24 protein-coding genes are annotated in these 21164 nt (G+C 66.5%); 13 read left to right on the forward strand and 11 right to left on the reverse strand.

Annotated features, from left to right (window positions below):
* Nucleotides 1–83 precede the first annotated feature (83 nt).
* Nucleotides 84–1112, reverse strand: a complete 1029-nt coding sequence (locus Q9R17_RS16645) for a LysR family transcriptional regulator (RefSeq protein ID WP_308155694.1) — start codon at nt 1110–1112, stop codon at nt 84–86.
* A gap of 147 nt (nt 1113–1259) precedes the next feature.
* Between Q9R17_RS16645 and Q9R17_RS16650 the strand changes: the two genes are divergently transcribed.
* The 9 genes from Q9R17_RS16650 to Q9R17_RS16690 all read left to right on the forward strand — a co-directional run bounded on the left by Q9R17_RS16650 (nt 1260) and on the right by Q9R17_RS16690 (nt 11927).
* Nucleotides 1260–1487 carry a hypothetical protein gene (locus Q9R17_RS16650; RefSeq protein ID WP_308155695.1) on the forward strand — a complete coding sequence of 76 codons (228 nt, stop codon included), beginning with the start codon at nt 1260–1262 and terminating at the stop codon, nt 1485–1487.
* Nucleotides 1484–2254 (forward strand): SDR family NAD(P)-dependent oxidoreductase, encoded by a 771-nt coding sequence (locus Q9R17_RS16655; protein WP_308155696.1) that lies wholly within the window; start codon nt 1484–1486, stop codon nt 2252–2254. Before Q9R17_RS16650 ends, Q9R17_RS16655 begins: the two co-directional genes overlap by 4 nt.
* 106 nt (nt 2255–2360) lie before the next feature.
* Complete coding sequence (locus Q9R17_RS16660; RefSeq protein ID WP_308155697.1) at nt 2361–3587, forward strand: efflux RND transporter periplasmic adaptor subunit; 1227 nt, start codon at nt 2361–2363, stop codon at nt 3585–3587.
* A gap of 113 nt (nt 3588–3700) precedes the next feature.
* A complete protein-coding gene (locus Q9R17_RS16665) occupies nt 3701–6871 on the forward strand; it encodes a multidrug efflux RND transporter permease subunit (protein WP_308155698.1) in 3171 nt (1056 codons plus the stop codon).
* A gap of 62 nt (nt 6872–6933) precedes the next feature.
* Nucleotides 6934–7671 (forward strand): SDR family oxidoreductase, encoded by a 738-nt coding sequence (locus Q9R17_RS16670; protein ID WP_308155699.1) that lies wholly within the window; start codon nt 6934–6936, stop codon nt 7669–7671.
* On the forward strand, nt 7665–9086 hold the full coding sequence (locus tag Q9R17_RS16675; RefSeq protein WP_308155700.1) for an efflux transporter outer membrane subunit: 1422 nt from the start codon (nt 7665–7667) through the stop codon (nt 9084–9086). The genes Q9R17_RS16670 and Q9R17_RS16675 overlap by 7 nt, the downstream gene beginning before the upstream one ends.
* 262 nt (nt 9087–9348) lie before the next feature.
* Nucleotides 9349–9708, forward strand: a complete 360-nt coding sequence (locus Q9R17_RS16680) for a hypothetical protein (RefSeq protein ID WP_308155701.1) — start codon at nt 9349–9351, stop codon at nt 9706–9708.
* 358 nt (nt 9709–10066) lie between these two features.
* Entirely contained in the window at nt 10067–11053 is a 987-nt protein-coding gene (locus Q9R17_RS16685) for an AraC family transcriptional regulator (RefSeq protein ID WP_308155702.1), read from the forward strand.
* A 112-nt stretch (nt 11054–11165) separates the two neighbouring features.
* Nucleotides 11166–11927 (forward strand): SDR family NAD(P)-dependent oxidoreductase, encoded by a 762-nt coding sequence (locus Q9R17_RS16690; protein WP_308155703.1) that lies wholly within the window; start codon nt 11166–11168, stop codon nt 11925–11927.
* Between the two features lie 118 nt (nt 11928–12045).
* On the opposite strand, the gene Q9R17_RS16695 is transcribed toward Q9R17_RS16690, so the two are convergent.
* On the reverse strand, nt 12046–12525 hold the full coding sequence (locus Q9R17_RS16695) for a hypothetical protein (RefSeq protein WP_308155704.1): 480 nt from the start codon (nt 12523–12525) through the stop codon (nt 12046–12048).
* Between the two features lie 5 nt (nt 12526–12530).
* Nucleotides 12531–13748, reverse strand: coding sequence for a PAAR domain-containing protein (locus Q9R17_RS16700; protein ID WP_308155705.1), 1218 nt, complete (start codon nt 13746–13748; stop codon nt 12531–12533).
* Between the two features lie 279 nt (nt 13749–14027).
* Between Q9R17_RS16700 and Q9R17_RS16705 the strand changes: the two genes are divergently transcribed.
* Complete coding sequence (locus Q9R17_RS16705) at nt 14028–14303, forward strand: hypothetical protein (protein WP_308155706.1); 276 nt, start codon at nt 14028–14030, stop codon at nt 14301–14303.
* 4 nt (nt 14304–14307) lie between these two features.
* Here the strand turns inward: Q9R17_RS16705 and Q9R17_RS16710 are convergent, their stop codons facing one another.
* The 8 genes from Q9R17_RS16710 to Q9R17_RS16745 all read right to left on the reverse strand — a co-directional run bounded on the left by Q9R17_RS16710 (nt 14308) and on the right by Q9R17_RS16745 (nt 18662).
* On the reverse strand, nt 14308–15165 hold the full coding sequence (locus Q9R17_RS16710) for an endonuclease/exonuclease/phosphatase family protein (RefSeq protein ID WP_308155707.1): 858 nt from the start codon (nt 15163–15165) through the stop codon (nt 14308–14310).
* Nucleotides 15166–15245: 80 nt separating this feature from the next.
* Complete coding sequence (locus Q9R17_RS16715) at nt 15246–15866, reverse strand: hypothetical protein (protein ID WP_308155708.1); 621 nt, start codon at nt 15864–15866, stop codon at nt 15246–15248.
* Between the two features lie 102 nt (nt 15867–15968).
* Entirely contained in the window at nt 15969–16205 is a 237-nt protein-coding gene (locus Q9R17_RS16720; protein WP_308155709.1) for a hypothetical protein, read from the reverse strand.
* Nucleotides 16206–16334: 129 nt separating this feature from the next.
* On the reverse strand, nt 16335–16580 hold the full coding sequence (locus Q9R17_RS16725) for a hypothetical protein (RefSeq protein ID WP_308155710.1): 246 nt from the start codon (nt 16578–16580) through the stop codon (nt 16335–16337).
* 43 nt (nt 16581–16623) lie between these two features.
* Nucleotides 16624–16869: a hypothetical protein gene (locus tag Q9R17_RS16730; RefSeq protein WP_308155711.1), complete on the reverse strand. Its 246-nt coding sequence runs from the start codon at nt 16867–16869 to the stop codon at nt 16624–16626.
* Between the two features lie 56 nt (nt 16870–16925).
* Entirely contained in the window at nt 16926–17174 is a 249-nt protein-coding gene (locus Q9R17_RS16735; RefSeq protein WP_308155712.1) for a hypothetical protein, read from the reverse strand.
* 150 nt (nt 17175–17324) lie between these two features.
* Nucleotides 17325–17834 carry a DUF6265 family protein gene (locus tag Q9R17_RS16740; RefSeq protein WP_308155713.1) on the reverse strand — a complete coding sequence of 170 codons (510 nt, stop codon included), beginning with the start codon at nt 17832–17834 and terminating at the stop codon, nt 17325–17327.
* 90 nt (nt 17835–17924) lie between these two features.
* The gene (locus tag Q9R17_RS16745) at nt 17925–18662 is read right to left on the reverse strand and encodes a hypothetical protein (RefSeq protein WP_308155714.1); all 738 of its coding nucleotides are present in this window, start codon (nt 18660–18662) and stop codon (nt 17925–17927) included.
* A 509-nt stretch (nt 18663–19171) separates the two neighbouring features.
* Between Q9R17_RS16745 and Q9R17_RS16750 the strand changes: the two genes are divergently transcribed.
* The 3 genes from Q9R17_RS16750 (at nt 19172) to Q9R17_RS16760 (ending at nt 20648) form a co-directional block, all read left to right on the forward strand.
* Nucleotides 19172–19654 (forward strand): hypothetical protein, encoded by a 483-nt coding sequence (locus tag Q9R17_RS16750; protein WP_308155715.1) that lies wholly within the window; start codon nt 19172–19174, stop codon nt 19652–19654.
* A gap of 1 nt (nt 19655) precedes the next feature.
* Entirely contained in the window at nt 19656–19937 is a 282-nt protein-coding gene (locus Q9R17_RS16755; protein WP_308155716.1) for a hypothetical protein, read from the forward strand.
* Between the two features lie 111 nt (nt 19938–20048).
* Entirely contained in the window at nt 20049–20648 is a 600-nt protein-coding gene (locus tag Q9R17_RS16760; RefSeq protein WP_308155717.1) for a hypothetical protein, read from the forward strand.
* Nucleotides 20649–21164: the final 516 nt, after the last annotated feature.

A 21164-nucleotide genomic window follows, 5' to 3' on the forward strand; every position in this document is an offset into this window, starting at 1 on the left:
GAAATGCCGCCCTCGCAGGCGGCATTTCTGCAGGTGGCGCCCGTGGCCGGCACACCGTGGCGCGCCGGCAGGGCACCGGTGGTTCACGCCGCCGGTGCGGCCACCTTTTCCAGGATCCGCTTGCCGGTGGCTTCCAGTTCGGCTTCGGCCTTTTCGCTCTGCTGCTGGGCCAGTTTCGCCGCCGGGCATTGCGCCAGCATGTAGTTGGCGTCGAAGTTGAGCTTTTCCACCAGGAAATCGACGAAGGCGCGCACCTTCGGCGACACCAGACGGCCACCGGCGAAGACCGCGTTGAAGTCCATTTCCGGGCCGGTCCAACCGGCCAGCACGCGGCGCACCATGCCCGATTCGATGAACGGCTTGGCCATCACATCACCGGTCAGCAGCAGCCCTTCGCCGCAGACCAGCGCCCCGTTGAGCGCCGAGGCATCGTTGGCCACCATCAGTGGCGATACCGGAAACTCGCGCAGTTCGCCGCCGTTCTCACCCAGCTGCCAGGTGATGCGGTTGGGGTGGCTGTGGTACGGCTTGCGCATGGCCAGGATGCGGTGGAACTGCAGTTCATCCGGGTGCAGTGGTTCGCCGTAGCGCTCGATGTAGGACGGTGCGGCGAACACCTGCGTGCGCAGCGTGCCCAGCTTGCGCGCCACCAGGTTGGAGTCGGGCAGGGTGCCCACGCGCAGCGCCAGATCGGCCTCGCCGGCGATCAGGTCCAGCTTTTCGTTGCCCAGGTGCATGTCCACGCGGATTTCCGGGTACTGCGCGTGGAACTGGCCCAGCAACGGGGCGATCCAGGTGATGCCGATGGTGTAGGGCACGGTGAAACGCAGCCAGCCGCGCGGGCCGGACTGCAGCTGGCTGACCGCACTTTCGGCTTCTTCCAGCTCACGGGCGATGCGCTGGCAGTGCTCGTGGTAGATCGAACCGGCTTCGGTCAGGCCGAGGCGGCGGGTGGTCCGGTGCAGCAGGCGCGCGCCCAGGCGCGTCTCCAGTTCCTGCACCTTGCGGCTGACGGTGGTCTTGGGCAGGCCAAGGGATTTGGCCGCAGCGATGAAGCTGCCCTGTTCGACCACCTTGACGAAGATCAGCGTCTCGTTGAGATCGTGGGACATGGTCGGGGGTCCTGGGAGGAGGGGACGGTAGTAGATTGCCCGAAAGATTGTGCCGGGAGCGGGATGATTATTCCCCTTAATCAGGACTAATCAAGTAAAGGTTTGAGGTCTATCGTGGCGCCATTCTCGAAATGGAGCCCGCGAGCCATGAGCCTGCGCAACATTCTTGCCCGCTTCCGCCTTGTCGGCCAGGACGCTCTGGACCAGGCAATGACCGTGGAAGCGCGCCCCAGTTCCTTGGTACACAAGGATTTCCGTGAGTTTACCGCGCCGCTGCGTCAGCAGCGTGGCGGCTCGGTCCGTCTCGGCCCCCGCCATCTGGACCGACTGGGCCGGATTGGGATTATCCCGAGCATGGGAGGTAATATCCCATGAACGGGACGCTGACCCCGGAAGTGCTGGTGCTTGGTGGCACCGGTGCGGTCGGTCAGGGCCTGGTGGCCGCGCTGCTGGAAGCTGGCAGCCCGGTCCTGGTCGTGGGCCGCGATCCGGGGCGCCTGGCGGCACTGCGCGAGCAGTTCGCCGATGAGCCGGGTCTGGAGACCCTGCTGGGCTCGCTCAGCGACGATGGCTCGGCCCGTACCGTGGCCGAACGCGTTGCGGCCCGCCCGCGGCCGCTGGCGGCCGTGGTCGATGCCATGGGCGGTCCCTACAACCGCGGCCGGGTGACCGACCGCTCCGGTGATGCGCTGCTGCAGGCGCTGCAGGCCGACCTGATGCCGCACGTGCATGCCGGTCGCCACCTGTTGCCGCTGCTGCAGGATGACGGTTACCCGCGCCGCTACGTGCTGGTTGGCAGTCCGGCCGGCCTGAAGCCGTGGGCGGGCTACGGGGAAGCGTCCATCACCACCTCGGCCACGCGCATGTATGCGCAGGTGCTGCACCAGGAAGCACAGGCACTGGGCGTGCGCGCGCAGATGCTGGAAGTGTGCAGCCCGGTATGCACCCCGGCCAATGCGGCCAACGCCTGCATCGAATGGCCCAGCGCCCTGCTGGTCGGCCGGCGCCTGGTTTCCCTGCTCGACAACTGCCGTGACAACCGCGCCATCGTGCGCTGCGACACCCGTGATGCCGAACTGCCCCGCGGGCTGCTGCGCCTGGACCGCCAGGCGATGTGGCACGACGCCGCAGGCAACACTTGACCTTGACCTTGGTTGAGGTCGCACGCTAGGCGGCCCCGCGTTTTCCTGCTCCTGGAATCGCTGTTCCCGAATTTGCTGTAACCACCCCTCCGTACGGATGCATCTCATGACTTCCCCCAATTCCACCCCGCATCGTTTCACCCGACGGCTGGCCATGGCCGGCGTGTCGATCCTGGCCGCGGCCGTGCTGGCGGCCTGCAGTGGCGGCCATGCCGAAGAAGCCGGCATGCCGCCGCCGCCGCAGGTCAGCGCCGCCCCGGTGCTGGTCAAGCAGGTCAGCCAGTGGGATGAGTTCAGTGGCCGCGTCGAAGCGGTCCAGAGCGTCGAACTGCGCCCGCGCGTGTCCGGCTACATCGACAAGGTCAACTATGTCGAAGGCCAGGAAGTGAAGAAGGGCGATGTGCTGTTCACCATCGACGCCCGCAGCTACCAGGCCGAGTACGATCGTGCCCGCGCCGAACTGGCCCGCGCCCGCACCCAGGCGACCCTGGCCCGCAGCGAATCGGACCGTGCCGCGCGCCTGTCCGAGCAGCAGGCCATTTCCACCGAGACCGCCGACCAGCGCCGCGCCGCGTCCGACCAGGCCGTTGCCGCGGTGCAGGCCGCCCAGGCCGCGCTGGATGCCGCCGCGCTGAACCTGGAGTTCACCAAGGTCCGCGCACCGATCGACGGCCGTGCCGGCCGCGCGATCGTCACCGCCGGCAACCTGGTCACCGCCGGCGACACCGCCAGCGTGCTGACCACGCTGGTCTCGCTGGACACCGTGTTCGTCTACTTCGATGCCGATGAAGGCACCTTCCTGCGCTATGCGCAGATGGCACGTAAGGGTGAGCGCCCGAGCGAGCGCGACAGCGGCAGCGCGCTGCCGGTGAAGGTGGCCCTGAGCGGCGAGGAAGGCTTCCCGCACGAAGGCAAGGTCGATTTCCTCGACAACCAGGTCACCCGCAGCACCGGCACCATCCGCGTCCGCGCGCTCATGGACAACCGCGACCGCCAGTTCACCCCGGGCCTGTTCGCCCGCGTGCAGCTGCTGGGCAGCGGCCAGTTCGAGGCCAAGCTGATCGATGAAAAGGCCGTGCTGACCGACCAGGACCGCAAGTACGTCTACGTGGTTGACAAGGATGGCAAGGCCCAGCGCCGTGACATCCAGCTCGGCCGCAGCGCCGACGGCCTGCGTATCGTCGAGCAGGGCCTTGCCGCGGGCGACCGGGTGATCATCGATGGCGTGCAGAAGGTCTTCATGCCGGGCATGCCGGTGCAGGCCAAGGCGGTGGCGATGCAGCCAGCGCCGGCTGCACCGGGCGCCGGGCACGACGCGACCGCTCTGAACTGATCCGCGTTTCCGTTTGATGCCGGTGTTGTCGCCGGCCGCGTTTGCCTTCGCCCCGCCGGGCGAGGGCAGGGCGGCTGCATGCCGACGCCGGCCTTTCCCCAGGATATTCCTCCATGGACTTTTCCCGTTTCTTCATCGACAGGCCGATTTTCGCGGCGGTGCTGTCGATCGTGATCTTCGCCGCTGGCCTGATCTCCATCCCGATCCTGCCGATCGGCGAGTACCCCGAAGTGGTACCGCCGTCGGTGGTCGTGCGCACGGTCTACCCGGGCGCGAACCCGAAGGTGATCGCTGAAACCGTCGCCACGCCGCTGGAAGAAGCCATCAACGGCGTGGAAGGCATGATGTACATCAAGTCGGTCGCCGGTTCCGATGGCGTGCTGCAGATGACCATCACCTTCCGCCCGGGCACCGACCCGGACGATGCTGCGGTGAAGGTGCAGAACCGCGTGGCGCAGGCGCAGGCGCGCCTGCCCGAGGACGTGCGCCGGCAGGGTGTGACCACCCAGAAGCAGTCGCCGACGTTCCTGATGGTGGTGCACCTGACCTCGCCGAAGGGCAAGTACGACACCCTGTACCTGCGCAACTACGCCCGCCTGCACGTCAAGGACGCGCTGGCCCGTATCCAGGGCGTGGGTGACGCGCAGATCTTCGGTGGCGGCGACTACGCCATGCGTGCCTGGCTGGACCCGGACAAGGTGTCCGCCCGCGGCCTGACCGCCAGCGACGTCGTGCGTGCCATGCGCGAGCAGAACGTGCAGGTCTCGGCCGGCCAGCTCGGCGCCGAGCCGATGCCCAACAGCCAGTTCCTGACCCTGATCAATGCGCAGGGCCGGCTGAAGACCGAAAAGGAATTCGGTGACATCGTGCTCAAGAGCGGCACCGATGGTGAAGTGGTGCGCCTGTCCGACGTCGCCCGCCTGGAACTGGGTGCCGGCGACTACACCCTGCGTTCGCAGCTGGATGGCAAGAACGCGGTGGGCATCGGTATCTTCCAGGCCCCGGGCGCCAACGCGCTGGAAATCCGCGATGCGGTCATCCACACCATGGATGAGATGCAGAAGACGATGCCGGCCGACGTCAAGTACGAAGCGGTGTATGACACCACCATCTTCGTGCGCGACTCGATCAAGGCCGTGGTCTCCACCCTGCTGGAAGCCATCGCCCTGGTGGTGCTGGTGGTGATCCTGTTCCTGCAGACCTGGCGTGCGTCGATCATTCCGCTGATCGCCGTGCCGGTGTCGGTGGTGGGTACCTTCGCCGCGCTGTACCTGCTGGGCTTCTCGATCAACACGCTGAGCCTGTTCGGCCTGGTGCTGGCGATCGGCATCGTGGTCGACGATGCGATCGTGGTCGTGGAAAACGTTGAACGCAACATCGAAGAAGGCCTCACCCCGCTCGCCGCGGCCCACCAGGCCATGCGCGAAGTGTCCGGCCCGATCATCGCCATCGCGCTGGTGCTGTGCGCGGTGTTCGTGCCGATGGCCTTCCTGTCCGGCGTCACCGGCCAGTTCTACAAGCAGTTCGCCGTCACCATCGCCATTTCCACGGTGATCTCGGCGATCAACTCGCTGACCCTGTCGCCGGCCCTGGCCGCCCGCCTGCTCAAGCCGCACGGTGCACCGAAGGATGGCCCGAGCCGCCTGATCGACCGCCTGTTCGGCTGGGTGTTCCGCCCGTTCAACCGCTTCTTCAAGTCCAGCTCGGAGAAGTACGAGCGCGGCGTGTCGCGCATCCTCGGCCGTCGTGGTGCGGTGTTCGTGGTCTATGCAGTGCTGCTGGTCGGTACCGGCGTGATCTTCAAGCTGGTGCCGCCGGGCTTCATCCCGACCCAGGACAAGCTGTACCTGATCGCGGGCGTGAAGCTGCCGGAAGGTTCCTCGATCGCGCGTACCGATGAAATGCTGCGCAAGGTCGCCAAGATCGCCCAGGAAACCGAGGGTGTTGCCCATACCATCTCGTTCCCCGGCCTGAACGCGCTGCAGTTCACCAACACGCCCAACACCGGCGTGGCGTTCATCCCGCTCAAGCCGTTCAACGAGCGTCATGGCCGTACCGCCGCGCAGATCAACGCCGAGATCAACCAGAAGATCGCCGGGCTGCAGGAAGGTTTCGCCTTCTCGCTGATGCCGCCGCCGATCCTGGGCCTGGGCAACGGCAACGGCTACCAGATGTTCATCGAAGACCGTGGCAACCTGGGCTACGGCGCGCTGCAGAATGCCGTTCAGGCCATGCAGGGCACCGTCGCGCAGACCCCGGGCATGGCGTTCCCGATCTCCAGCTACCAGGCCAACGTGCCGCAGCTGGATGCGGAAGTGGACCGCGTCAAGGCCAAGGCGCAGGGCGTGCAGCTGACCGAGCTGTTCGACACCCTGCAGACCTACCTGGGCTCGGCCTACGTGAACGACTTCAACCAGTTCGGTCGTACCTGGCAGGTGATCGCCCAGGCCGACGGCCAGTTCCGCAACAGCGTTGAAGACATCGGCAAGCTGCGTACCCGCAACGACCGTGGCGAGATGGTGCCGATCGGCTCGATGGTCACCATCAAGGAAACCTTCGGCCCGGACCCGGTGCTGCGCTTCAACGGCTACCCGGCCGCTGACCTGGCCGGTGAAGCCGACCCGCGCCTGCTGTCCTCGGCGCAGGCCATGAACAAGCTGACCGAGATCGCCGGCAAGGTGCTGCCGGTGGGCATGACCACCGAATGGACCGACCTGAGCTACCAGCAGGCCACGCAGGGCAAGGCCGCCTTCATCGTGTTCCCGGTGGCCATCATGCTCGCCTTCCTGGTGCTGGCGGCGCTGTACGAGAGCTGGTCGCTGCCGCTGGCGGTGATCCTGATCGTGCCGATGACCCTGCTGTCGGCGCTGTTTGGTGTCTGGTTGACCGGCGGTGACAACAACGTGTTCGTGCAGGTCGGCCTGGTGGTGCTGATGGGCCTGGCGTGCAAGAACGCGATCCTGATCGTCGAGTTCGCCCGTGAACTGGAAATGGGCGGCAAGGGCATCGTCGAAGCGGCACTGGAAGCCTGCCGCCTGCGTCTGCGCCCGATCGTGATGACCTCCATCGCCTTCATCGCCGGCACCGTGCCGCTGGTGCTGTCCCATGGTGCAGGCGCCGAGGTCCGCTCGGTCACCGGCATCACGGTGTTCGCCGGCATGCTGGGCGTGACCCTGTTCGGCCTGTTCCTGACCCCGGTGTTCTACGTGGCACTGCGCAAGCTGGTCACCCGCAACGGTGGCGGCAAGCTGGTCCAGCACGGTGAGCCGACCATCCACCACTGACATGCAACCTGGCAGCGCCGGCTCCGGCCGGCGCCTGCTTCCTCTTCAAAAGGCATGTACCCATGAATTCCCATAGCAACAAGATCGCGCTGGTCACCGGCGCCACCCGCGGCATCGGTACCGAAACCGTGCGCCAGCTGGCCGAAGCCGGCGTGCACACGCTGCTGGCCGGCCGCAAGCGCGAAACCGCGGTGGAGCAGGCGCTGAAGCTGCAGGCCGAGGGCCTGCCGGTGGAAGCCATCCAGCTGGACGTGACCGATGCGGCCAGCATCGCCGAGGCCGCCGAGCAGGTGCGCCAGCGCCATGGTCGCCTGGACATCCTGGTCAACAACGCCGGCATCATGATCGAAAACCCGGCCCAGGCACCCTCCGAGCAGTCGCAGGACACCTGGCGCCGCACCTTCGACACCAACGTGCATGCGCTGGTGGCGGTCACCCAGGCGTTCCTGCCGCTGATCAAGCAGGCCAAGTCGGGCCGCATCGTCAACGTGTCCAGCATGCTGGGGTCGCAGACCCTGCATGCCGACCCGGCCTCGGGCATCTATGACTTCAAGATTCCGGCCTACAACGCCTCCAAGGCGGCGGTGAACAGCTGGACCCTGAGCCTGGCCCATGAGCTGCGCCACACCCCGATCAAGGTCAACACCGTGCACCCCGGCTACGTGAAGACCGACATGAACGGTGGCCACGGCGAGATCGAAATCGCCGAAGGCGCGCGTTCCAGCGTGCAGATGGCACTGGTCGGCGAGGGTGGCCCCAGCGGCAGCTTCACCTACCTGGGCGAGGTGCTGCCATGGTGATCCGCACGATGACCCTGGCCGTGTCCAGCGCCCTGCTGCTGGCCGGCTGCCTCAGCGTTGGCCCGAACTACAAGGCACCGGTGCAGGCACCGGTGACCCTGGAAGGATCGGCGGCACCGGTGTTCAGCACCGCATCGCCGGTGGCCAGCTGGTGGGCACAGTTCGATGACCCGGTGCTGGAGCAGCTGGTGCACAACGCACTGGCCGACAACCTGGACCTGCGCGTGGCGGTCAGCCGCGTGCGCCAGGCCCGCGCCGTGTTCGTGGAAAGCCGTTTCGACCAGGCGCCGCACGTGACTGCCGATGGCAGCTACGACCGGCGCAAGCAACCCGATCCGCAGCTGGGTGGGCAGCGGGTGTTCAGTGAAAGCTACCAGCTCGGCTTCGACGCCGGCTGGGAGCTGGATCTGTTCGGCCGCAAGCGCCGTGCTGCAGAAGCCGCGCGTGCCGACCTGGACGCCGAGCAGGCCAACCTGGCCGATGCGCAGGTGCTGGTGGCCGCCGAAGTGGCGCGCAACTACTTCGAGCTGCGTGGCACGCAGAAGCGCATCGCCGTGGCCCAGCAGACGCTGGTGAACCTGCGCGATACCCAGAAGCTGACCGAAACCCGTTGGGAACTGGGTGCCGGCAGCGAACTGGACGTGCAGAGCAGTCGCGCCCGCCTGAAGGCGATCGAGGCCGACATCCCGCTGCTGGAAGTGGCCGAAACACAGTCGCGCCATCGCCTGGCCGTGCTGATGGGCATGCGCCCGGAAGCCGTGCAGGACCTGCTGGCCCCGCGCGAGATGCCGGCCTTCGCCAAGGCACTGCCGCTGGGTGACACCCGCGAACTGCTGCGCCAGCGCGCCGACGTGCGCGTGGCCGAACGCCGGCTGGCGGCCGCCACCGCGCGTGTCGGCGTGGCCACGGCGGACCTGTTCCCGCGGCTGTCGCTGAGTGGCTTCGTCGGCTTCCTCGGCGGCGATGCCAACGGCCTGGTCAACGGCAACAACAAGGCGTGGTCGCTGACCCCGTCGCTGAGCTGGGCCGCGTTCGATTTCGGTACCGTGCGGGCGCGCCTGCGTGCCAGCAAGGCCGAAGCCGATGGGGTGGCTGCGCAGTACGAACAGGCCGTGCTGCTGGCACTGGAAGATACCGAAAACGCGTTGACCCGCTATGCCAAGCAGCAGTCGCGCCTGTCGATCGTGGCCGAACAGGCACAGTCGGCACGCCGCGCTGCCGCGCTGGCCCAGGTGCGCTACCGCGAGGGTTCGGAGGACTTCCTGACCCTGCTTGATGCACAGCGGACCCAGCTGGTGGCCGACGATGCGCTGGCTTCGGCCGAAGCGGACGTCAACGTCAGCGTGGTGGGCGTGTACAAGGCGCTGGGCGGCTGGGGCCAATCGCCGCAGCCGTCGGTGGCCATGGCGCGCTGAGCCTGCGCCATCGCTGTGGACAGGAACCGGCAGGGTCGCAGGACCCTGCCGGTTTTTTGTTTCCCCGGGGTTCGCCGCCGGTACGCCGGAGGGCGTCGGGTGCGGACGCAACGGTGCTTCTCCAGCAAAGCCTGCTACCGGGAGGAGGGGCCTGCATCTGGCGCGATCGGATTTGGTGCGCCTCCGGAGGCTGCGTATCTTCCCCGAATGACCGGTCCCGATGTTGTGGTGGCCCCGGCGCGTCCCCCGCGGAGTCCAAACCATGCGTCAATTTCTGGCTTACCTTTCCTTCTCGTGGCTGATCGCGGCCGGTGTTCTGCATTTCGTGATCGACGTCGTGGCACCGTTCGCTCGGCAGGTGCGTGCTCCCGGCGTGGAAACAACGCTCTATTACGGCCTTCACACGGCCTATGGGCTGGGGCTTGTGCTCTTCGGTTGCCTGGGCCTGCTCGTGGCAAGGCAGGCACCTGCGATGTTCAGCCAGTGGCCCGGGCTCCTGCTCTTGGTGCTGGCGGCCGCAAGCTGGCTTGTTTTCGCCTGTGTTTTCATCCCGTACCTGCCGCCAAGGATCCTGATGGGGCTGTTTGCGGTTCTCGTTCTCTCCATGGCCGCCGCACGATGATGCAAGGTGCGGATGTTCCGTTCGATCCCATTGGCCACAGCGCACAACAGCCCCCTTTCCATTCCAGCGCTGCACCCATCTGGACAGGCACGGTTATGAACGAGACCCTCGTGACAATGCTGAACATGAAAGCACGCCATCGTGCGCTGGCCCCCCTGCTGCAGATGCCATTGCCGTGCATCCGGTGCACCCGCACACATCCGGCAGTGCCTGCGCAGGATGACACCGTGCAGACCCTCCAGGCATCAGGGACGATTGGTGCATCCCATTCACTGCGGCAGCCCCGGCTGACGCCGCAGGTACTCCCGTATGGCCACTTTCCGCCGGATGGGTGGCATCAGATGGCGTGGCAGCGGTCATGAAAGGCCGCGACATGTTCGCGATACCCCCGGGGGTGATCGCCAGCGCTGGATTCTCGGTCGAGCGGCTTTGTGCGCTTGCCGGCGTGAAGCCATCGCATGCATTCGCGACAGACGATTTCTTCCGTCTCTGGAAAGCCGTCGAAGGCGAGATCAACGACCGGTCGGCAGGCCTTCGTTTCGGCTCGGAAGGCATTGGCCGCGGCTACGGAACCCCCTCCATCGTCGCGCTGCATGCACCGGACTTCCGCCAGGCAATCGCGGCGCTTGCCCGCTACAAGCACCTCACCTGTCCCGAATTGGTCGAGGTCGAACTCAAGGGTGAGGAGGCCATCGTTCGCTATCGCTGGCTTCAGGCAACGGGCCAAGTGCCGCGCCTGCTGGTGGATACCACAATGGCCGCGTTGAAGGCGATGGCGCACAAAGGCAGTGCCGGCAGGATCGCTCCCCTCCGGCTCGAGCTAACGCGGCGGCCGATGGACCATGCCCTTCTGCGCCACCATTTCGGGTGCCCCATTGCTTTCTCGGCGACGAGCGATGCAATGGTGTTCGATCGCGCGGCCCTCGACGTTCCCTTTGTAACGGCGAACGGCGGTGCTTTTGCGCTCGTGGTGGAGGGCATCGAGAACAGGCTTGCTGGGGGGGCGGGATTTCCAGCGCTCGTTGCCCAGGTGCGCGTGGCCATCGCACGGCAGCTGAGTGAAGGTCGTCCATCCAGCATCGCCGCAGTCTCCAGGCGCATCGGGGCCAGCAGCCGGACCCTGCAGCGCCGCCTCTCGGAACTCGGAACGACCTACCAGCAGCAGCTGGACGGCGTGCGGCGTACCACGGCCAGCAGATTGCTGGCCATGACCGATCTGGATGCCATCGCGATCGCCATGCTGCTCGGCTTCGCGGAGCCCAACTCGTTCACCCGTGCATTCCGGGAATGGGAGCGCACCACGCCGAATCGCTGGCGCGAGCGGCAAGCCCGCCACCAGGCATGAGCGCGCCTGCCTGGTGGCGCGCCGGGCAGCGGCATATTTCACCCAGGCACTGTGTGCTGCGGCACCCCTGGCACTTGGCTACATCATCGACGGTTTTGACGGGAGGCTCCCTTTGAATCTTTCCAACAACACCATCCTGATTACCGGCGGTACAAGCGGGATCGGGCTGGAGCTGGCCAGGCAGCTGCTCGCAGCGGGCAACACCGTGCTGATCACCGGAAGGTCGGCATCCCGCCTGGCAGAGGTCCGCAGTGCAGTCCCTGCCTTGCACACGTTCATCTGCGACCAGCGTGATCCGGCATCGATCGTGAGCGCCTGCAGGTCGATTTCCGAAACCTTTCCTTCCTTGAACATGCTGATCAACAACGCCGGCATCGGGCGCAAGCGCAATCTGAACGAAACGGATCGCCCGCTGGATGATCTGGAAGATGAGATCAGAACGAACCTGACAGGTCCGATCCAGTTGATCAACCAGCTGCTGCCTTTGTTGAAGCGTCAGCAGCGCGCCACCATCGTGAATGTCACCTCAGGTCTTGCATTCGTTCCGATGGCGCTCAAGCCCATCTACTGTGCCACCAAGGCGGCCATGCACTCGTACACGCAATCGCTCCGCGTACAGCTGGCGAAAACGCGGGTCAAGGTTGTCGAACTGGCGCCGCCCGCCACGGGTACGGCGTTCAACACGGATCAGCAGGACATGAATGCCCACAGGCAGATGGACGTTGCCACACTCTGCCGTGCCGCGTTGCGGGGGCTTGAGAAAGAGCGCGACGAGGTGCTGCCCGGGGCGAGCAGGTTGATCCGCTTGATCGGGCGCATCAGCCCGCGCACCACCTTCAAGCGCGCGGACGCCGAGCAGATGGGCACGGGCTGAGTGCCCTGCGCTGCCTGGTGGCAGCCGATCGGGCAGGGGAGTGCCGGGTGAAGGAGCATCGCTCGACGTCACTCACCGGATGTCTCCGGCAGGAACGGGCCGGCTCATGGACAGCCGCTCACGGCGCCTGGCGCAGCTGGCAGGCCGCCAGGTCCTGCTGCTGCTCACCCGGGGTGGCACGCAGCGGCAGCACGCGGCGATGTCCCGGTTCACCGACCACGCAGAACAGGCCGCGGTACCAGCGACGCGAGGGGCCATCGGTGGCCGGCACCGTCGCCACCAGCACCACGCCGTAGGCCTGGCCCGGTGCCAGTGCGATGGCTGCCAGCGCCGGCGCTTCATCCAGCGGCAGGCACTGCCCGGCCGGGAGTGCACGGCCTGTCGCGCCCAGTTCGGCCGTGGCCAACGGCCGTTCGCGGCCCGCGCTGCGCTCGAACAGCTCCACGTGGCTGACCGTGACGGTGGCGCGTGCATCGCCGGTGGCGGCCACGCAGGGGGTGCCCTGGCGGTCGCTGACGCTGGCGGGCTGGTGCCGTGATGTCGATGCGCAGGCCAGCATGGGCAGGCACAGCACGGCGAGCAGGGGTAGCGCGCGCATCCGGGTCACTCCTTCGTATTGGGCAGGTTGCTGGTGGCCGTGGGGTCGGCCAGGAAGTCGGCCATCATCGGCGCGAGCACCGAGGCCACGTTCGCCGCCCCGACGCGCGCCGCGATGGTGGCCTGGTAAGGGGACGTGGTGAAGTTGGCCACGAAGTAATCGGCCACGATGTCGCCCTGCTGTTCCATGTTGAAGTCGCACAGCCGCTTCTCGTTGGACGGGGCATACTCGTACTTCATGTTCGGCCGGAACATGCGCACCCACTTGATGGCGTAGCCGAGCTGGTACTGCCAGACATGTACCATTTCGTGGATGAACCAGTGCTGCTTGTCCACGCCCAGGGCGGCGTAGTCTTCTTCATAGATGCCCTTGGGGAAATACATTTCGCCGTTGGGCGTGACAGCGGTGTTCTTGTCCTGGAAGCCGAAGAACAACCAGTAGCCGTGGTTGTGCACCTTGACCTTGCTGTAGTCCACCGCGCTGCCGAAGACCTTGCGTGCGATCTCCAGCTCACCGGCGGTGAGGCTGCGCTCATGCCCGCTCGCCTCGACCTCGACCACCGATGCGCCATAGGCCTCCTCGGTGGTGGCCGCGCCCTGCACCGGGAAGGTCACGCTGTCTTCGGTGCCGGCTTCGGGCGTACAGCAGGTCGCGCTGCCGCTGGCCTCGCGCAGGGTGGCCTGCACGATGCGCACGGCGGCATCGGTTTCGATGCGAGCGGTGGCACCGTCGGCGTCGGTGGTGCCCGAGACCTGCTCACCGTTGTCCAGCTCAAGGACATAGGGGACGTTGGCCAGCGGTTCCCGTGACGGGGTGAGGAAGCGCAGCGCCTGATCGAAGCGCCCGCTCGAAGGGGACTTGTCCAGTTGCTTGGCCGCCGCCCCCAGCAGGCCGGCCACGGCGGCCGCCGCTGCGGCGGTCGATGCCGCGCCGCCGCCGCTGCCACCGCCACCGCCACCGCCGTCCAGGAACACCCGCGCCTGGTTGCCGGCGATCAATGAACACCCACAGGCACAGACATCGCCGTGGCGTGCGACGGGCTGGCCGTCGATGACCACCGTGCTGTCACCGCTGGCAATGCGCGTGCTGCCATGGCGCGCGCACAGCGCAGGATCGCCTATGCGGGCGACCGGCTTGCCGTCGATGTCCGTGGTGGTCGATCCCTGCAGCACCTGGCCCCCGCTGCTCAGGCGGTCTCCCAGGACAATCCATGTACGTGCCATCGTGCTGCTCCTTGCCGATGCGGCGATCGTGTCGTTTTCAGTATCGTAGCGCGCATGGGCCGGTTTAACAGTGTGATTTTCATCACTATTCAGGTCCTGACCCCTGCCACGCACAGGGTGGGAGGGGTGGGGAAACCGTGCCGCATGCCGCGTGCGATCCATGACCGGTGGCAGTAAACGGCCTGGGCCGCGTCATCTGCCCTTGTTCTGACGCCAATGCCTCTGCCTTTTCGTCCGCCTGCGTGCAACAACAGCCGCAGGTTTCCGGGAGAACGTGCGATGGCAGGCAATTGGGACGCCCAGCGCTTCCTGTTCGGTGATCCCGGGCCGCCCGGGGCCAGCTTGTCGGTGGGTGTGGTGCTGCTGCTGGTCCTGGCCGCATTGGCGGCGGCGGTGGGCATCCTGCGGCTGCCCGACTCACTGCTGGGGGTCGGGCTGATGTGCATGGCGGTGTTCCTGGCCATCTGCGCCCGCATCTGCCAGGCGCGCAACCAGCACCAGGCGTTGTACCGCCTGCTGGCGCGGCACCCGCCGTCCGGCCGGCGGGCGCCGTGAGCCCTCAGCGGGAGGGCCAGTCCAGCACGACGCGCAGCGGGAAGTGGTCCGAGGGCAGGATGCCGTCCACGCGCGTATCCAGCGTGGCGAACTCACGGGCACGGAAGCCGCGCACCAGCACCCAGTCCAGCTCGGCGGTGGGCGTTCCGGTGAAATCATGGAACGTCAGGCGCGGCCCCTGGGGGGCGGCCACCTGCGTACGGGTGTCCTGCAGCACCCGCGTGAAGGCGGCGTAGGTCGTGCCGCCCGGCTCGCTGTTGAAATCACCGGTCACTACCACCGGCAGGTCGGGCGGCAGCTGTGCCAACCGCGTGGCGATCAGGTGGGCACCCTTCACCCGGCGCGGCTCATCCTCGTCCCGGTAGGGCAGGTGGGTATCCATGAAGTAGAAGCGGCGGCCGTCTTCCAGGCGGCGGAACACGGCCCAGGTCACCATGCGGGGGTACAGGTTGCCCCAGGTGATGCTGCCGGGGACCTCCGGTGTATCGGACAGCCAGTAGTTGCCCGAGTCCTCCACTGCCAGCACCGCGGTGTCGTAGAACACGCCCATGTGTTCATCGCCGTGGCCGCCCCGGCGGCCTTCGCCGAACCAGCGATAGCCCGGCAGGTGCGCCACCAGGTAATCGGCCTGCGCCTGCACCAGTTCCTGGGTGCCAACCACCGCCGGATGGGCATCGCGGATGACCTTGACCATGGCATCGCGACGGTCTTCCCAGCGCTTGCCGGGCGCGGTGTCGGCCGGCGTGCGGACATTGAATGACATCACCGTCAACGGTGCGGGCGACGCCGCCCAGGCCGCGCCGGCGGGCAGGGCAAGGGCGAGCAGAGCGAACAGCGCCGGACGGCGCAGGATGGACAGCATCGTGGATTCCTCCCTCCATGAAAACGTTTTCTCAAGGATGTCATGAATCCGACCGGCGGCGGTATGCCGGTCCGGGTCGTTCAGGGCCGCCCGCCCAGCAGCATCGGTATCGCCACCGTGAGGGTGACCAGGAACCACGCCGTTCCCGCCAGGGCCGAGCCGGCCATCAGGCTGAAGATCAGCGCGCCGCATCCGCCTAGGCACAGCAGCACGCCGATCACGCGTGCCAGCCCCGAGCCGTAGAACGGCGTACCGGGTACCGGCGGTGTGCCCGGCGGTGCGAAGCGTTCCCAGGCGCGCAAGGAGGCCTGGAAGCGCTCTTCCAGTGCGCGCAGTTCCTCGCGCCCCAGGCGGCAGCCGACCAGCAGGGTGGGGGCGTCGTAGCGGTCGATGCGCAGGTAGTCACCGGTGCCAAAACGGGTGATCTCCACGAAGGGCACGAAGCGGCCGCGCTTGAACACCAGGCCGTCGGTGCCCACGTGCAGCGCATCACGCCGCGGCCAGCAGGCATACACGAAGGCGGGCAGCAGCACGGTGGCGACCAGGGCGATGGGCAGTGCCCAGATGCCGATCCGCGGCCCCAGCAGGAAGATCAAGGGCAGCGCCAGCAGCGGCGCCAGTACGATCGATGCCTGGTGGTAGCGGGTGGTGACGGTGACGTCGAACCAACGGTCAAGCGTCGTGCTGAAATCGGGGCGCATGCGGCCTCCTGTCGAGGTGGGCATGCCGCGTGAACGGCCGGGTGACGGCGATGGGGTTGGACGCCGGGCGACCACGGGTGGCCGCCCGGCGCAGGTGCCGGCTTAGATCACGTAAGGCATCCCGAACTCATCGATGTAGTACACCGAGATCATTTCGCGGGTGCCATCGGCGGCAACGTCATAGACGGTGCAGCGCTGGTGCCAGGCCCGGCCTACCCGGATCTGCTCGCATTCGGTCACCACGCCCTGCGGCGAGGCCTGTGCGGGGACGCTGGGCACCAGCGTACCGGCGGCGATCAGCAGGCCGAGTACCGATGCCCGCAGCAGATGTTGAAGCATGTCGTGCTCTCCTTGTCGTGGTCATGTCTGGAAGCGCCTGTGCCTGTCACGATCTTCCGTGCCGACCGCAATGGCACATCGCAGGTGTGGCGTCCGGCAGGCAGCTCCGGCCCCCGGACGCCATCGCCATCAATCGGGCAGCATGTACCACTGGCCGTTGTGGTCGATATAGAACACCGACGTTCCAATGACATTGCCATTGGCATCGTAATGGGTGCGCGTGCAGCGCTGGTGGTAGACGTTCGCATGGACCTTGAAGGGTTCGCATGCGATGTCCGAGGGCAGGCGTTGCGCCTTCGCCTCGGGAACCGCCGTCCAGGATGCCACCGCCACGAGCACGGTTGCCGTTGTCAGTACCAGGGCCTTCAGTTGCATGTCTTACCTCCTTGTGGGTCAAGCACTGTGGGATCAGCCAGCATCATTCGTTCGGCACGTACCACTGGCCGTTTTCGTCGATGTGGTAGACGCCCTGTTCGGTACGGGTTCCGTCGCTGTGTACTTCGTAGATGGTGCAGCGCTGGTGGTAGCCGCGGCCAACCTGGAACGGTACGCATTCGGTGACGAAGCCGGGTACATCCGCCCGGGCGGTGTCGACCGGGCCCAGGCTGCCCAGGGCCAGGACCATGCCCAGGGTTGAAGCGGTGAACAGACTGCGAAGCGACATTGCATGCTCTCCTTGTCGTTCAATGCGGGATGGGCTGCGTTCCTGCAGCCGATGGCTTACTCGTTGGGAACGTATTTCTGGCCGTCCGGGCCGATGTGGTAGATGAAGGTCACCTGCCGGTTGCCATGCTCGTCGATGTAGTACTCGTAGCAGCGCTGGTACGAATACGAATGGCTCACCCAGATCTGCACGCACTCGGTCAGCGGTTCATCGACGCGCTGGGCATGTGCCTGGCCGGCTGGCGCCAGGGTTGCCGTGGCGGTGACAGCGGCCATCAGCATGGCCCATGGAAGACTACGGATCATCCTTAAGCTCTCCTTGCATCCGCGCTCATGCGCAGCCGCTGCATAGCATGGCTGCGCGGCGCAAGCCAGCGCCGGCGCGAGGGCATCGGGGTAATCCCCGTCATTGCGTAGCGGCAGGCACCTGGCAGTACGCATTCCTTGCGCAGTGCATCATGGTCCTGCGCAGGCGATGCGGTGCATCGGGAAGTCCACGGCGCGGGGCGTGCCAGCGTGCGCGCCTTCGATGCGGGCATGCAGGCGATCGGTGCCGCGCTGCGCATAGATGATCCGCTGCGGGAAATCGTTGTCCGGGTTGCTGAAGGTCGTGCCGTTGTCATCCTGGCCGGTCAGCACGAAGGCGGTTTCGCGCTGGCCTGATGGCAGCGCGATGAACACGACGCTGCCATCCTCGCGCTGGCGCAGCTGCATGAACTCATGGGCCACCGTGCGCCCGTTGCGGATGGTGCGGCTGGTGCCGATCAATGTTCCGCCTGCCAGGGGCATCCACTGTTCGCCGGTACCGGCTTCGGCATTGTCGTGCTGCCAGCAACCGGCCAGCCAGGCCAGCGACTGCAATCCTTCTGCGGGTGCGGCGGGTGCGGCGGGTGCGGCGGGTGCGGCAGGTGCGGGGGCTGCCAAGGCCAGGTTGCTGGCCAGCAGCAGCGTCAGAACCGGGTGCATGCGTCCATTCCTGCAGGGGTGAGCCCGCATTGTGCGCGCAGGCCGCCGGTGGGCACCAGCCGGCGGCCGCCACGCATCCCGGGCAGGGGTTCAGCCCGGGGGAAGCTCCATCTTGCTGCCATCTGCAAAGACGATCACCTCAGGATTCCACGTCACCTTGTACTTGGCATCCTCCAGCGCGACCAGCTTCCGGTCGTCATTGTCGCCCTGCGGGAACTTGACGCTGCGCCGGCCGGTCCAGGTGACGGTGTGGTCCACGTCAATCGTGTCGTCCATGGAGATGGCGAACTCGGTGATCCTGTCGCCGAACAGGTCGGTGATCGACAGGATGCCCTTGACGCCGGAAACAGGCTTCTGCGTGTTGTTCTGGTAGCCGACACGGATGGAGATGAACTCGTCCATGACAATGCCGCTGTAGCCACGCTCCTGGGTGATTTCCTTGCTGACCAGGGCCACCGTTACGGCATCGCGCATCTGCTTCATCGCCGCTTCGCGCTTTGCGCTGAGTTCGGCCTTGAGCGCGGCTTCCTTGGCTTCCTGCAGCTTCTGGTCGGCGATGAACTTTTTCTGTTCATCGATGGCCGCGCCGATGGTCGTGCCGGCGGGAACACCCATCTTCCCGGCCGGGTCGCCGCCGGTGAATGCCGCCTGCAGCACCCGGCGGACCATGTAGGCCGACAACAGCGCCTGGTCTTCCGGAGAGAGTTTCTGAACGTCCTGCTTGATGCTGTCCAGCTTCGCCGGATCGGTCGGTATGACCGTGTCCCTGGGACCGCTGCAGCCTGCAAGCAGTGCGGCGATGGTGATGGTGAGTGCAAGCGTGCGCATGTGTTTCCCCTGTCAGGTGGCATCGGCCACCGGTCATTGCCGTGATCGCGACGATCGCGGCGTCCTCCCTGCAGGCGCAGGCCCTGAAGCGCCTTCATCGCTTCCGGCTGGCCTTGCCTGGTGCTTGCGCCCCTGGGCTGCCATCGGCGAGCGCGGGGGCGGATCCGGCGCGATTGTAGTGCCTCAGCACGCAGCGTGGGACGTCTGCCGATCGCGTGCTGCCGGCAGCGCGTCGGGCGGGGGGAGGGTGCCGCTAAGGCGCAGCGGTGTTGACAAGGTGCACCGCGCGATGTTCAATAAATGCAACAGTCAACAACTGTTCCTGAAGCCCCGGCCCGCGCCGGGGCTTCTGCGTTTCCGGGGTCTGGAAACCTGCCGATGGCCATGCGGCATTCCGCGTGGCGTGCCCGCCGCCGGACATCCTTTCCTTCCCCGCGTCATTCATCGCCGCTGTCAGGGCGCTGGCCAATATGGCCAGTGCCTGCGGTGCATTCTGGAGGCAGTACCCGATGTATTCCCTGATTCGATTCGTACAGATGTTCTGGCGCCTGGTCATTGGCGGTGCTGCCGATGGTCTGGCATGGCTGGGCAGGCCGGGCAGCAAGCTCCGGCTGGCCTGCGTGGTGCTGGCGCTGGGCTGCCTTGCCAGCAGCCTGGTAGCCCACGGCAGGAAGCAGCGCATCCGTGATCTCGGCGCGCAGGTAGCGAAGATCAAAGTCGACTGGGATGCCGATGCCAGGCGGCTGCAGGCCGATGTTCGCGAACGCGACCAGCGCCTGGCGGCCATTGCTGCCGCCCTGCAGGCGGAGGCCACCAAGCGCGAAGCACTGAAGGCTGAAAGTGCCGCCGCATTGAAAGCACTGGCCGGCAGGCTCCAGGCGTCCCGACAGGCAACCGCGTCCTGGGAGGCGCGCTATGGCCAGCGCCCGGAAAGCTGCAAGGCCGCACTGGCGCTGCTCGATTCGGCCTGCCCGGCCCTGAAGGGGTACTGACATGCGCCTGCTGCCTGCCGCCGCCGTCGTGCTGCTGTCCGCCTGTGGCGCTGCGCCGCCCAGGAACAATCCGCCGGCGCCGGCGATCATCCCGGTGCCGGTGGCGACCTATGTCCCCCTTGATGCGGCGTTGACCCGGCGTTGCGCCTGGGTGCGCACCGGCGCGCCCTCGGCCGTGTTCGAGGTGAGCAGTGGCCGCAAGCGCTGCCTTGACCAGTACGAGGCACAACTGGAGGCGATCGAAGCCGTGCAGGGCAAGCCCCAGCCGCCGCCCTCGCGGTGAAGACGGCTGTGGAAAAACGCGTGTGCAGGGGCCGCCAGAAGCGGCCCTTTTCTTTTTCAGACGATGGCCTGGATCAACCGCCCGCTGGGCAAACCAAGGAGGTAACACACCATGAGCAATGAAGACCTGACATTGAAGTTGAAGGACCTGCCGGACGTCCGCCCGATGGGCCCGAAGGACCCCACCGATTCGGAGCCGGTACCGGATGATCGCTGGTCGGTCGAAGCCAATCCGCGCTTCCTGGGCGCTGACATCGTCGGGGTTGATTACAAGGGCGCCTTCGACCGTGCCCAGTTCACCGGCGCGATCGAGAGCGGCGCGGCCACGCTGCAGGTCAGGGAAGGCCTGTCCAACCTGGGCGTGTCCTATGCACAGGACCGCGTGACGGCGTCGGTGGGTTACACCGTGGGCAACCAGAACGCCAACGTCACCACCACCTACGACACCGGGACCGGCCTGGCCATCGGTGGCCAGCTGAAGTTCGGCAGCACCACGGTGAACTTCAATGACAGCAGCATCGGCGCACGCTACGACTTCGGCGGCGGCATCAGCGCAGGCATCACCGGCTCGTTGAACGGTGGCCTGGGGGTCAGCTTCTCCGGCACCAACTGGGGCGGTGGCAGCGGCTTTTCGTTCAATGTCGCCGCCAGCAACAACAGCGGCCGCTGGTCTGTCGATGCGCGGTTCAACCTGGTGTTCGTCGGCCCGTAACTGCACGCCCGGCGGGCGGGGCGCTGGTGGACGGTGTCGTAGAAGGCATCGGAAACATTCATGGCCATGCAGTAGGGGGACACAGGCCTGAAAAGCTGGTCGGCCGCACTCCTGCTGCTTCGAAATGCAGTGGGAATGTGGCCGGGCGGCGCATCCACGCATCTGGCGTCGGCGGGATAATGAACTCGTCCGACTCGATGAGCCCCGGTTCGTCTTCCGCAGACAGATCGTTGGCCGTAATCACCAACGCATGGATCTTCACCATAGGGGGGGGGCGTCCATTCCGAGGTGCCCCTTGTCGCTTCCGCGTTGGGAGTTGCAATCGCAGCGCTGTTCGGAGGGGTGCCGGTTCAACGCCAGGACTTTGCAAGGATTTGGACCACGGTCACCGTGCTTCGGACCTGTCTTGCGTTGATGGGAAAGCTCTTGGCGATGGTATAGGATCCAGTGCTATTGGAAATCGCGGATGAAGTGGTTCAAGGTGCTGGTCGGCAGGATGAGGCGGGCCGGCATTGA

The organism is Stenotrophomonas sp. 24(2023) (genome assembly GCF_030913365.1).
Classification (GTDB): domain Bacteria; phylum Pseudomonadota; class Gammaproteobacteria; order Xanthomonadales; family Xanthomonadaceae; genus Stenotrophomonas.